Genomic DNA, 11,992 nt, shown 5'->3' on the forward strand with positions numbered 1-11,992 from the left:
CATGGCAATCTCCTTTTCTGGAGATTGAATCACACACCAGCACCAACATGAACCCCGTTATGGGGACACGGCCTAGATCGCTCAATGAAAGTTCCGGCTCCTCACATTCAGCGTATCGATATGAAGATCAGGTGTGAACAGGTCCCTCGGGACAATCGGCTTTGGCCTGTCGCGTGAATCCGGCCCTCCACCTCCATGGGCAAATTCGTCGCCGCGCCCAGTTGGTAACTTGAACTCGCTATCCCGATCAGCCAGACCGACAAGGTCCGCTGTCAGGTCGAACAGTTGCTGTGCGACGAGATGCACGATCTCCCCTTCCCGCTGGATTCGGCCGTTGATCGCCATCATCGAGGACCCCAGCACCACCCGCCGCCGCTTTTCGAACAAGGTGGGCCAGACGACGATGTTTGCCGGCCCCGTCTCGTCCTCGACGGTGATGAACATGACACGCCCTTGGCTGATCCGGGTTTTTGACGGACGAGAACAAGGCCCGCCGTATAAACCCACCGCCCATCCCGCGCATTCATCGCTTCGGCACATGTGATGATGTTGCGTGTTGACAGGTCCTTGCGCAGGAAGGCAACCGGGTGCTGCCGCAGGGTGAGCCCAGTATGGCTGTAGTCTTCAATGACGTTGTGCCCGTCCGTCATCTGCCGAAGCGCAACCTCCGGCTCCCGCTGCTCGGCGATTGCTGCCATCTCGCGTTCGGCCGCGGCTGCGAACAACGGCAACGGCTCGTCGCGTAGGGCTTTGATGGCCCAGAGGGCATCGCGTCGTTCGAGTTCGAGGGATGGTAGGAACGCATCGGCCTCTGCCAGATGGACAAGCGCTTCCGTAGGGGCACCCGACCGGCGCCACATGTCATCGACAGAGGCGAATGGGCTGTTCATGCGCGCCGTCACAATCCGCGCAGCGTCCGCGACGGCCAGTCCCTTGGCCGGGAGTAATCCAGCTATCATCGCTCGTCTCATGTTCAGGCTTATTGTTTGTTTGCGTCAGGTATCCGCCGCCCAAAAAAATGTCGCAGTGTCGGTCGGCGATCTCTTGAACAGCCAGATGACCAAAACTAAATCGATGCTGCCGGTGCCCCGTCGGGACCGACCCGTCGAGCGATGAGGACATCGTCGGCGGAAGTTGAACCTTGTACCCATGTTGCTTCAATGGAGGATGTGGCTATGAGAACCACTTTCGACTTCTCTCCCCTGTTCCGGTCGAGCATCGGCTTCGACCGAATGCTGAACGCGCTCGATGCCGCAAGCCGCGTCGAGATGATCGACAACTGGCCCCCCTACGACATCGCCAAGACCGGCGAGGACGACTACCGCATCACCATGGCGGTAGCGGGCTTCTCGCAGGACGAACTCGACATCGCCCAGGAGCAGAACATACTCGTGGTGTCGGGACAAAAGGCGGGCGAGGAGGTCAGCCAGTACCTGCATCGCGGCATCGCCGGGCGCAGCTTCAAGCGTCGCTTCGAGCTCGCCGATTACGTCAAGGTCGTGGGCGCCAGCTTGGTCAACGGTCTGCTGACCATCGATCTCAAGCGCGAAATTCCGGAAGCGATGAAGCCGCGCCGGATCGAGATCGCCACCGGAGTGGCGCTGCCCGGCGCAGAGGCAAAGCAGATCGAGGCCGAACAGCAGGCCGCTTAAGTCAGAATGATCCAACCCTGTCTAAGCGCACGGCGCCGGGCAACGCCCCGGCGTCGGCAGGAGACGATTGTCCATCGATAGAACGGAAAGGAGAAAACCATGAGTGTACGTGATCTGATCCCCTGGGGCCGCAACAATGGCAGCCAGGTTCCAAGTATTCTACGTGATGACGACCGCGATCCGTTCCTGTCGCTTCACCGCGAGGTGAACCGCTTGTTTGACGATGTCTTGCGCGGCTTCGGTTCAGGCCTGCCCTCCTTCGGCAACGGCTCCGCGTTCAGGGCCGGCTGGCCGAGCGTTGAGATCGCCGAGGCCGACAAGGAGATCAAGGTGACGGCCGAGGTCCCCGGTCTCGAAGAGAAGGACATCGAGGTCCTGCTCAACGACGGCGTGTTGACGCTGAAGGGCGAGAAGCGCTCCGAGAGCGAGGACAAGGATCGCCAATTCTCCGAGCGCTACTATGGCCGTTTCGAGCGCCGTGTACCGCTTGGCGTCGAAGTCGACGAAGACAAGGTCGATGCGAGCTTCCGGAACGGCGTTCTCACTGTGACCCTGCCGAAAACCGAGAAGGCGCAGTCGCAGGTCAAGCGGATCGCGATCAAGAGCTAACCGAACCAACCCGCCGGCGGCCGGCCAGATGGCGGCCGCCGGCTCCTTCGCCGACAGGGAGGGATAACATGATGGAGATTTTGAAAGAGACGAATCACCCCCGCATGAGGCCTGCTTTCGTTATTCAGGCCTCCAATGATAACCGGCGGAAAGCTTTGTCTTTCGGGCGCTCTGTATTTCCCGAGGATGCCGTTGCCCGCATCTTCAGGCCATCCCGCTCCGCAACGACATCAGGCAAAGCGCGAACGAGAGGCTGGCGGCTTGTCTTCGAATGGCGCAGCGCACCGTTCATCGAGCCTTTGATGGGCTATATGGGCAGTACCGACACGCTAATGCAGGTGGAGCTGGAATTCCCGACACTTCGATCCGCCATCCGCTATGCCGAGCGGCAGGGTCTGAACTATGTCGTGCAGCGTCTGGCAAGCAAAACTGCGGCGCGGACGACGCAGACAAGTAGCCCCCTACGGAACCAGCCATCCCACGCATTCTCCGATGCGACACTGGAACGGCTTGGTCTCTCCGAACTTCAGGAGAACTACGGTCAGGCAATGGATGAGGCGGCGGAGCGGAACGATGGTTCCGGTCCTGCCACATGGTCCTCGCCCATCGACGTCGTCGGTGATCCGACGCTAGCGCTCGAAGCGAAGCGCTCGATCCTGATGAACTGGGCCTGGACCGAATACCTGATCGACCAGGCGACCAACGAGGGAATGCCGGAAAACGATCGTGCCTCGCGCCTTCATGAGGTCGAGCAGGCCCTGCTTGCACTCGAGCGACAGGTCGGGAGCGGGCAGCACCATACACCTGATCGGAAAGTCGCATGAGGTGCGCCCATGGACCCACATGTCGTTTTCGATTGCCAAAAGATCGTGTCGGATAGGTTCGCGCTGACGATGGCCGCAGCCGCCCGAGCCCGCGCGCTCACCCGCGGGGCGGAGCCGAGGCTTGACCTGCCAGGTGCCAGCGCGACCAACCTTGCGCTGCATGAGATAGCCGGCGGTGCGTTCCGTCAGGACGAACTGACGCCGTTCCTCTCCGGATCGGCTTCCCCGGCTCGTCTGCCGGCTCCCAATTCAAAATCAACCGAGCTTCGCGGCGACGGCGCGTCAAGCGCTGCCCCCGCGCCCGTCTCCTCTCCGCAGGAGGCGGTTCATTGATGATGCAACCAACCGATAAGGAGAAACAAACGATGCTGAAGTCCCTGTCCTCAAACAACCGGACCGCTTTCGATATCGTCAATATCGTTGCCGGTCTTGGTCTTCTGCTCTCACCCTGGCTGCTTGGCTTCGCCACGGAGGCCTATGCCGCCTGGAACGCATGGATCGTCGGCGCGGCCATTGCCGTGATCGCCGCAGCCGCTCTTTGTGCCTTCTATGAGGCGGAGGAATGGATCAACCTTGTGCTCGGCATTTGGACTGTGGCTGCTCCATGGGTTCTCGGCTTCTCGGTCGTGACGGCCGCGATGTGGGTTCATGTTGTAGCGGGTATTGTCGTCGCGGTGCTTGCCGCCGGCAACATCTGGTTCAGCCATAACCGCCCATTCCCGGCCGCCTGATCTATCGAAGCGGGTCCGGGTTTTCGGGCCCGCTTCTTTTCGGCCCTTCGTGCGTCATGTTCGGAGGGAAATCAATCAAGATCCAAGGAGCAACCAATGTTTGATCTTGCCCCCAGGCTCCGCGCGATTGCCATCTCCGTAGCCTTATTAAACAGTCCCACTCGCTTGCGACGTGCGACCCAGTCGACCTTTCGAGTTGCCTCCGAACCAAAATCCCGGCCCCCTATATGAGGGCGGAGTTGATCGCAGTCTATGTATCTGTGACAGGAGATATGTATGAGCCGAGATCCATACGAGCTTCTGGGCGTGAAACGGAATGCCACGCAAAAGGAAATCCAGAGCGCATTCCGCAAGCTCGCCAAAAAGCTGCACCCGGACTTAAACCCCGATGATAAAAATGCCGACGAGAAGTTCAAGGATATTTCCGCAGCCTACGAACTTTTGAGCAACGAGGAGAAGCGCGCGCGCTTCGACCGCGGCGAAATCGATATGACCGGAGACGAACAGGCGAGCCGCAACTTCTATCGCGACTACGCCTCGGCAAGCGGTCCTGGCGAACCCTACCACAATGGTGGCGGCTTTGCGGACTTTGGCGACGCGGAGGATATATTCGCGAGCTTCTTCTCGCGCCGCACCGGCGGCGGCGGATCCCGGTTTCACGCTCCTGGACGTGATCGCCATTTCTCGATGGACGTCGATTTTCTCGATGCAGTGAACGGCACCAAAACCCAGGCCCAGCTACCCAACGGTCCGGCTCTCGAAGTACAAATTCCACCCGGTATCCGTGATGGCCAAACGCTGCGGCTACGAGGCAGGGGTGAACCCGGCTTCGGCGGCGGCCCCGCCGGCGACGTTCTGATCGACATCAAAGTGCGGCCGCACCGCTTCTTCACGCGCGACCGCGATGCCATCCGTCTTGAACTGCCAATCACGCTCCGCGAAGCCGTGCTTGGCGGCAAGGTGCGCGTGCCGACACCCTCCGGTCCGGTCGACTTGGCGCTGCCCCCAAATTCCAGCAGCGGCAAGATATTGCGCATCAAGGGCAAGGGCGTGCCACGCGGGTACGGTAGTGCCGGCGACATGCACGTGACTTTGAAGATCGTACTGCCCGACCGCCCGGACGAGGATCTGGCCAACTTCATGAGAAGTTGGGCATCCGGGGCAGCACAAAATCCGAGAAAGAGCATGGAGGGCTGACCATGGACGATCATGAATTCTGCCAACGGCTCGAGATCGAACTAACCGAGCTCGAACAGTGGATCGGGGAGGGTTGGCTCGCGCCGCAATTCGACGAGCACAAGCGCCGCTTCCGAGATGCAGATCTTGCCCGCGCCCGGCTGATCCTCGACCTGGCACACGGCATGGGCGTCAACCAGGCCGGCATCGACGTCATTATGGATCTTGTTGATCAGCTTCACGGTCTTCGCATCGTGATGCGCGATCTAATCTTAGCTGTTAGCAAGGAGGACGCTGCGGTGAAGCACCGCTTGCGTGCCGCCCTGGATAAACGTTTCGATGGCCGTCCGTTATAGCTGGTACCGCCGCCCCAAGATCTGGCGGTTCAGAATGACCGCTATGCCATGACCTGAGCAAGGATGAAAGAAACAGCGCCTAGTGCACGGCATGGCTGACGATACGATATGGATGCGTCGCGTTGAACTGCGAAATCATTGCGGCCGCTTGCTGTAAAACACGTTCGGCGTTTTTGAAATCGTCGCGAGCCAACTCGTCGGCATTCACGCGGATCGCTTGCGCCATGTTAGCAGAAAGTGCTGCAAAGTGACGGTTTCCTTCAACAAAGGCTTCACGCGCCGTGCCCTCGAGGGCAGTAGCGACGTCGATGAAGACCTCTTCCCGTTCCTCGATGCTGAGGCCCACGATATTCCTGATCTGTTCTTCCATATCGATCTCACTCTAAACAGACGTTCGATAACGACCGAGCCCTTTGAGCCTCGGTCGCCCGGAGAGTTAGGAAGAGAAAAATCCGGATTCAAGATGCAATGCAGCTTGAACTCGCCGTCGACGCGCCGCCATTCGTTCGGCCCGATGAGGTGTTGATGCGTATAGCGGACGGAGTAGGCACCGACTGCTTTGTTTCACTGGTCCTTCAAATAACCGCGTAGCTTTGCGACGTCAGCCGGCTTCACCACCGGAGCAGCATTTCCCCAGCTGTTGCGAACAAATGTCAGGACACTTGCAACCTGATCGTCAGACATGTTCCAGTCGAAGGCGGGCATGGCAGGGGAGGTACTGACGGCATCGGTAGCACCTGTTCGACTTCCCGCAAGGACAACATGGATTAGCGACGTTGCGTCATCGGCGTTGACGAGCGGCGCATTGGCAAGTTTGGGAAACAGCTTCAGTATTCCCTCGCCCGCTGGCGTATGGCAACCCGAACAACGGTCGGAATAAAGCGCAGCGCCCGCCTTCATGACCGGCTCGGACTGCGCAATGGCGACGGGTGCCACGGTTGGCGTTTCGCCGCTGTCCTTGAGGTAAGCGGCGATCGCCGCAAGGTCGGAATCGCTGATTCTGGATGTGGATTTGGTAACGACTTCCGCCATGGGGCCGGACGCCAGATCAAACCGGTTCGCCCCGGTCTTGAGATAGGCGACAATGTCGTCCGCGCTCCAGTTCCCGATACCTTTATGCTTGTCACTGGTTATATTGGGAGCGTTCCATCCCTGTATGACAAACCCTTGCAATTCCTCGCCGTCTTTGTCGCCTCCGAGCGCGTTCTTCGGCGTGTGGCATGTACCACAATGCTCTGGCCCTTCCACCAGGTAAGCCCCACGGTTCCATTGTGCGCTCTTGGAAGCGTCGGGCCTGAAAATACCCGAGGTGAAGTTCAATGCGTTCCAGGCAAATAACGACCAGCGCTGGTTATAAGGGAATGGCAGCTGGTTGACCTCAACCTGATTTTTAACCGGTTCTAACGTTTGCAAATATGCGAAAAGCGCAGCGTTCTCGTCAGCAGTCATTTTGGTATAGGCGGGATACGGCATCGCTGGGTAAAGATGATAGCCGCCCCTACCTATTCCTTCTGACATGACACGCTGGAAGTCCTTTTGTGTATATTTACCAATACCGGTGTCTCGGTCAGGAGTAATATTCGGCGTGATCAGATCGCCAAAGGGCGTTTCGATACTCAACCCGCCGGCGAAGGGGCGGCCGCCTGGAGCGGTATGACAAGCCGAACAATCGCCCAGAATGGAAAGATAGCGGCCCCGGTCGACGACGTTGAACTCCGCATCGCCCAGGGATTGCGACACAGCAAGTGACGTTAAACCTGCGACCACGGCTGCCGTCATCCCCAGTCGTAATTTCCAGGCTGGACTCGTCATATGCGCACCATCGGGCCTGGATCTTTAAGGTAGATCTTCTTAATTGCATCGGCCGCCTTGAAAGCGAGAGCGGCGGCGGTGCCGGTCGGATTGTAGCCCGGATTTTGCGGGAAGGCGGAGGCGCCAACGACAAACAGGTTCGGCACATCCCAGCTTTGCAGATATTTATTGACGCAGCTGCTAGCTGGATTCTCACCCATTATAAAGCCTCCGACCACATGCGACGATTGATAAGGTACCGTGTTCCAGTGACCTTTCATCGGGTTCTCCACAATCTGGCGTGGTTCCATGTGCCTTGCGATATCAGCGACTTTCGACGTGCAATATTGGGCCATCTTGAGATCGTTTTGAGGAAAATCGAACGTGACGCGCAAAAGCGGCCGTCCGAAGCGGTCGGTATAGGTCGGATCCAATGAGAGATGATTGTTTCGGGTCGCATAGCTCGAGGCTTCGCAGCCGATCGACATGCTCGACAGGTAATTTTTGACCGTTGCCTTTTTCCATTCCTTGCCCCAGGCAGGCGTTCCTGGCGGCACGGGTCGATAGCTGATCGGAGCAGCACCAATCGGCGTGACGCGAATCGACCCTCCACCGAAGAAACCGAGGCCGCTGTGGTCGAAATTGTCGTTGTTGAATTCGTCGATTCCCATTCCGACAGCGCCGCCGCCGATAAATGGATTGAAATTCTTGTTATCAAAGAAGAGCTGCACGCCGTTGGCTGTCTGATAGCAATAATTGCGACCCGTCGTACCTTCTCCCGTTGACGGATCGTAAGGTTTGCCGATTCCGGAAAGTAGCATCAGGCGCACATTTTCGAAGGTAAAAGCGCCAACGATGACAAGATCGGTCGGCTGTTCCCATTCCTGCCCGGACGTATCGGCAAAAAGGACGCCGGTCGCTTTTTTGCCGGTCGAGTCGGTCAGAACTTTCAAGACCTCGGAATTCGCTCTCGCCGTAAAATTTTGCCTTCGGACAAGAGCCGGGAGGATGTTCACGATAGCGCTGGCCTTGGAATAGTTGGCGCATCCGTAGTTGGTGCAGAAACCACAGAAGGTGCACGGCCCCATGGTTACGCCAAGAGGATTGGTATAAGGTTCGGAGATCAGAGAAGATGGCACGGGAAAGGGACGATAGCCCATTTCCGCCGCGGCCTTGGCGAAAAGAACGGGCCCAAAAGGCTGGCGAAGCGGTTTCGTGGGATATTCTTCCGAACGGGGGCCCTCGAACGGATTGCCGCCCTGCTGAATTTGGCCACGTAGATTACCCGCTCTTCCCGAAGTCCCGACTACGCGATCGAACGCCGTGTAGAACGGCTCCATCTCACCCCAATCTGTTCCCCAGTCCTGCAAGGTCAATTCGTCGGGAATGGCGTTTGCGCCGTAGCGTTCCTGCAAATAACTCTTCAAGCGGAATTCCTGCGGCTGAAAGCGGAAGGTAATGCCAGCCCAGTGGTTGCCCGCGCCGCCCGTGCCGTTTCCAGGATGAAAAGAACCCCAACTGCGCATCGGCAGCGCCGTTTCGGAAGGGTTGTTGCGAACCGTTACCGTGTTCTGGGCCGTACGCAGCATGAGTTCCTGCCGGTGGACATAGCGGAGCTCGTCCGTAACGGAAGCAATGTTGAAGTCGCGAGCCGTATCGCGCCACGGCCCGCGCTCGATCGCAACGACATCAAGGCCGGCTGCGGTCAATTCGCTTGCGACGATGGCACCGGTCCAGCCAAGACCGATGACCGCGACGTCAGTGTGCGGCAGCTTCGTCGCCATCGTCTAATCCTTCCCGATGTTCCATTCGGGTCGCCCGGCAATGCCGACCGGCGGCAAATCGAGCGTCTCGTTGTGGCGTTCCACGTAGTTTCGGTAATCATAGTGGGCTCCGGGAAAGCCGAGCATCTTCCAGGAAGCCATGTCCTTGTTGCCGCCATAGATTGGATCGGCGAAGAACCCCTCCATCGTGTTGGCGTGGACAAGAGAAAAAAATGCCATCGAATCGCCGTTCTGCATGGGGATTTTTCCATGCTGGAGATCCGTCAGCACCTGATCGCGCTGCTCGCTCGTTAACTTGGCAAAGGGCTGCCTGAAGGTGGCAGAGCAGTGTTCGTTCAGCGCGGCAATGCCGAGGCGATAACGAGCACGCGGGACGAGCGATGACTGATCTCCCTGTTCAGGAGTGCCGGGCTGAAAAGGACCTTGCATGTAACGCCGGTCGAAATTTCCGAAGAAGCCGGCGAGCTGCCGGTCGATAAATTCCGTACATCCGGCCTCCTTTCCACTGATGCTGAGCTCATCGGCGGGGATCAGTTGCTCGACGATGGCGCCGATCGTCTCGGCTTCTTCGTCTGTGAAGAAAAACCACTGTCCCGGCGGCGCTGAACGCGCCTCGGGTGGGCTGGCGTCGAATAGAGTCCAGGGACGCTCCCCGCCGATGATGTCGGCGCTCACGCTTTGCACTGATCCTAGGACGATGGCGACTGCCGTGGACGATAGGAATGCACGGCGGGTTGGCCCTTGAGCGCGTTTTCGTTCCATCGAAAATATCCTCGATTGACCCGCGCTCGCGCAGGTTCAAGTGGCAAGAATACAATCAGAGCAAGTGGTCCCGCTCGGTAACGGAAACATATGCCCGTCCTAAGTATCTGCGATGGGCTCTGGAACTTCGGGCGGCTGTAAAAGTTCCGACGCGGTTTGCAAGAATGTTGAGGAGAAAGCTATGCTCTCGAAGATTGTCGCAACGTCGCTGGTTTCATTTTGCCTGGCTACAGTCTCGCTGGCGCAGTCCGGCAGCCCCAACGGCGCCGACACCGATCCGTCACCTTCCTCCCCAGCGTCAAACCAGAATAAATCGGCACAGGGTGACGACAAATCCGGAGCGAGTAAGGGGCAAGACACCAGCAGGAAAATGAAGGCGGATTCAAGGAAGAATAGCGGCGGTTGCAACAACCAGGCGAACTCCATGACATCCACCTCAGCCAATCAGGATCAAGCCGGTTCGCAGAGCTGCGATTGATTGCTCTCGCTCAGTATCGAAATGCCGACGTAGACTGAACCGGCGGCGGATGCTGGCGTGTGGCGTCTTGTGCGGTTTTCCCGTCCGCGTTTACGCAATGTGCAAAAAGTCTTGCAAGAAGCGGCCTTGCGATCTCCAAGATGGTCGCTCCTCCAGACGGTGCAACGAGGAAGGCAATCACGTTGTAGCAGATTATCACTGTCAGAGCGGTTTGCTCATGCGAAGAAAGTCGCCGCCTTCAGTGGTGCACCCACGATGTACGGATCGCGGGCGGCCTCATTCCCAAGAGAGACGGACTTCCACCATCTACTCCTTGCCGGTCTCCCGGCGCACTGTCATTTCGCCCCCAGCCGGAACAGCTCCCCTTTTGACCAATTTCGGCTTTGTATCGTCACCACGACCCGATCTTGAACGGTTTGCGCTCGATAACAATATCTAGCTCAGGACCATAGGTGGCATGGAAAGGAGGAAAAAATGCTGCTGAACGATGTTGTCTGGACACGACCGGTGACGATCCGGCTGCAGTGCGGTTTGGAGCGCACCTTCACAGGCGTCTATGACGCCCTGGATTTTCTCGAAAACGAATGGCCGTTGCGCCACGGTGAGCGCCATGAACGCGCGGTGAAGACCTGTAGCGGTGCACTCAACGGCTTCGTGCCGGCCGTCATCGCGCGCGACGCTTTCATGGCGGCATGCCTGGAGGCGGGGATGCCGGCCGTTATGGCTCCGTGGAAAGTGAAGCCGAATTTCCACCCGCCCGGAACCGTCCGCACGGCTGCCATCTGATAGAGATTCGATGACCCCGCCGCGGCGGGGTCGCCCATTCTCAAATCTCTTTCTCATTGCTGAAGCGCTCGACCTCGTCCACCGCCGTCAATGCTTCCAATCGCTCATCCTTTATCATTGTCGCCGGCAGATGGCGTTCCGGACGAGCATGCCTCGTCCGGGAGCGTTGCTGCAGCAGGGCAATATAGCGCTGGCGCATTTCCTCGGTGCCGATCTCTCCCGCGATCCACAGTTCGACGATTGCCATATATTCCGGATCGTTGTCGATCGGCGTGCCACGAGCGCGTGCTCGCGCGATAACGCGCTCAGCGATCGATCTGCGGGCTTGCTCGGTCGTCACCGTCCCCTCCGACTGTTCATTAGCCACGCTGGGTTAGCAATCCGTTTGCGCGGCCGCCACTTGAAATCGCCACCTGGGACCACATTCTATGCTTCACTTCCCGTATCGATGGCCTCTTGCTCGACGATCTGTCGTCGGCGTTCGAGATTGTCCGGGTTCGGAAAAAGGGCGCTCCCCACCGGGTTGAGCGCTCTTTCTGTTCCCGAAGCCGTCAACGGCGACATGGAACCTGAAGCTCACATGCTGCATTCCGCTTACTGGACTCTTTCGAGAATAGCCATACTCACCGGCGGGTAGGGATGCACCGCCTTGAATTGCGCGATTATCGCCGATGCCTGCTGCAGCACGCGCTCGGCATTCCGAAGATCATCACGAGCAAGCTCGTCGGCATTGATGCGGATCGCTTCTGCCATGTTGGTCTCACGTCTGAGAACAGACATGGGAGAATGACCAAGCTCATCAAGCCTCGGCCACCGCAGACCTAAAGCGTTTCCGTTTTTTCTTCGAATCACGGAAACGCTATCTCTTAGTTTCACGCAGTTCCGGTCGCAAAACCACTGCGCACTTTTGCTGGAATTGCTCTAGGAAGAGAAAAATCCGGATTCAAGCCTCAGTGCAGTTTGAATTCACCATCGACGCGCCGCCACTCATTGGGGCCGATCAGGCGCTGGTGGCTGTAGCGAACAGAATGCAGCGGCCCATC

Annotated in this window: 15 protein-coding genes and 3 pseudogenes; 9 read left to right on the forward strand and 9 right to left on the reverse strand. The window is 58.4% G+C overall.

Going from position 1 to position 11,992, the window contains the following annotated elements; all coding sequences use genetic code 11:
* Positions 1-81: 81 nt before the first annotated feature.
* Positions 82-941 (reverse strand): annotated as a pseudogene (locus AB6803_RS32800) (OB-fold nucleic acid binding domain-containing protein); the annotation flags it as partial.
* A gap of 234 nt (positions 942-1,175) precedes the next feature.
* On the opposite strand from AB6803_RS32800, the gene AB6803_RS32805 reads away from it, so the two are divergent.
* The 7 genes from AB6803_RS32805 (at position 1,176) to AB6803_RS32835 (ending at position 5,348) form a co-directional block, all read left to right on the forward strand.
* Positions 1,176-1,652, forward strand: coding sequence for an Hsp20 family protein (locus tag AB6803_RS32805; RefSeq protein ID WP_371112749.1), 477 nt, complete (start codon positions 1,176-1,178; stop codon positions 1,650-1,652).
* Between the two features lie 99 nt (positions 1,653-1,751).
* On the forward strand, positions 1,752-2,261 hold the full coding sequence (locus AB6803_RS32810) for an Hsp20/alpha crystallin family protein (RefSeq protein ID WP_371112750.1): 510 nt from the start codon (positions 1,752-1,754) through the stop codon (positions 2,259-2,261).
* A gap of 71 nt (positions 2,262-2,332) precedes the next feature.
* A complete protein-coding gene (locus AB6803_RS32815; protein ID WP_371112762.1) occupies positions 2,333-3,085 on the forward strand; it encodes an NADH dehydrogenase ubiquinone Fe-S protein 4 in 753 nt (250 codons plus the stop codon).
* Between the two features lie 9 nt (positions 3,086-3,094).
* On the forward strand, positions 3,095-3,418 hold the full coding sequence (locus tag AB6803_RS32820) for a DNA-directed RNA polymerase subunit omega (RefSeq protein WP_371112751.1): 324 nt from the start codon (positions 3,095-3,097) through the stop codon (positions 3,416-3,418).
* A gap of 32 nt (positions 3,419-3,450) precedes the next feature.
* The gene (locus tag AB6803_RS32825) at positions 3,451-3,816 is read left to right on the forward strand and encodes an SPW repeat protein (protein ID WP_371112752.1); all 366 of its coding nucleotides are present in this window, start codon (positions 3,451-3,453) and stop codon (positions 3,814-3,816) included.
* A gap of 276 nt (positions 3,817-4,092) precedes the next feature.
* Entirely contained in the window at positions 4,093-5,013 is a 921-nt protein-coding gene (locus tag AB6803_RS32830) for a DnaJ C-terminal domain-containing protein (RefSeq protein WP_371112753.1), read from the forward strand.
* A 2-nt stretch (positions 5,014-5,015) separates the two neighbouring features.
* Entirely contained in the window at positions 5,016-5,348 is a 333-nt protein-coding gene (locus AB6803_RS32835; RefSeq protein WP_371112754.1) for a chaperone modulator CbpM, read from the forward strand.
* Positions 5,349-5,427: 79 nt separating this feature from the next.
* Here AB6803_RS32835 and AB6803_RS32840 read toward each other — a convergent pair whose 3' ends face one another.
* The 5 genes and pseudogenes from AB6803_RS32840 to AB6803_RS32860 all read right to left on the reverse strand — a co-directional run bounded on the left by AB6803_RS32840 (position 5,428) and on the right by AB6803_RS32860 (position 9,598).
* A complete protein-coding gene (locus AB6803_RS32840; RefSeq protein WP_371112755.1) occupies positions 5,428-5,718 on the reverse strand; it encodes a hypothetical protein in 291 nt (96 codons plus the stop codon).
* A gap of 98 nt (positions 5,719-5,816) precedes the next feature.
* Positions 5,817-5,894, reverse strand: a pseudogene (locus AB6803_RS32845) (aspartate-semialdehyde dehydrogenase); the annotation flags it as partial.
* Between the two features lie 18 nt (positions 5,895-5,912).
* Positions 5,913-7,127: a cytochrome c gene (locus tag AB6803_RS32850; protein ID WP_371112756.1), complete on the reverse strand. Its 1,215-nt coding sequence runs from the start codon at positions 7,125-7,127 to the stop codon at positions 5,913-5,915.
* Positions 7,128-7,156: 29 nt separating this feature from the next.
* Complete coding sequence (locus AB6803_RS32855; protein ID WP_371112757.1) at positions 7,157-8,923, reverse strand: GMC family oxidoreductase; 1,767 nt, start codon at positions 8,921-8,923, stop codon at positions 7,157-7,159.
* Between the two features lie 3 nt (positions 8,924-8,926).
* Positions 8,927-9,598, reverse strand: a complete 672-nt coding sequence (locus tag AB6803_RS32860; protein ID WP_371112758.1) for a gluconate 2-dehydrogenase subunit 3 family protein — start codon at positions 9,596-9,598, stop codon at positions 8,927-8,929.
* A 268-nt stretch (positions 9,599-9,866) separates the two neighbouring features.
* On the opposite strand from AB6803_RS32860, the gene AB6803_RS32865 reads away from it, so the two are divergent.
* Together AB6803_RS32865 and AB6803_RS32870 are read left to right on the forward strand one after the other, a co-directional pair.
* A complete protein-coding gene (locus tag AB6803_RS32865) occupies positions 9,867-10,163 on the forward strand; it encodes a hypothetical protein (RefSeq protein ID WP_371112759.1) in 297 nt (98 codons plus the stop codon).
* 474 nt (positions 10,164-10,637) lie between these two features.
* Positions 10,638-10,949: a DUF982 domain-containing protein gene (locus tag AB6803_RS32870; protein WP_371112760.1), complete on the forward strand. Its 312-nt coding sequence runs from the start codon at positions 10,638-10,640 to the stop codon at positions 10,947-10,949.
* A gap of 40 nt (positions 10,950-10,989) precedes the next feature.
* Here AB6803_RS32870 and AB6803_RS32875 read toward each other — a convergent pair whose 3' ends face one another.
* From AB6803_RS32875 to AB6803_RS32885, 3 genes and pseudogenes are all read right to left on the reverse strand, one after another.
* Positions 10,990-11,289 (reverse strand): hypothetical protein, encoded by a 300-nt coding sequence (locus AB6803_RS32875; RefSeq protein WP_371112761.1) that lies wholly within the window; start codon positions 11,287-11,289, stop codon positions 10,990-10,992.
* Positions 11,290-11,543: 254 nt separating this feature from the next.
* Positions 11,544-11,702, reverse strand: coding sequence for a hypothetical protein (locus tag AB6803_RS32880; protein WP_371112763.1), 159 nt, complete (start codon positions 11,700-11,702; stop codon positions 11,544-11,546).
* Positions 11,703-11,899: 197 nt separating this feature from the next.
* A pseudogene (locus AB6803_RS32885) lies at positions 11,900-11,992 on the reverse strand (aspartate-semialdehyde dehydrogenase); the annotation flags it as partial.

Source organism: Rhizobium sp. RCC_161_2 (assembly GCF_041355235.1).
GTDB lineage: Bacteria > Pseudomonadota > Alphaproteobacteria > Rhizobiales > Rhizobiaceae > Rhizobium.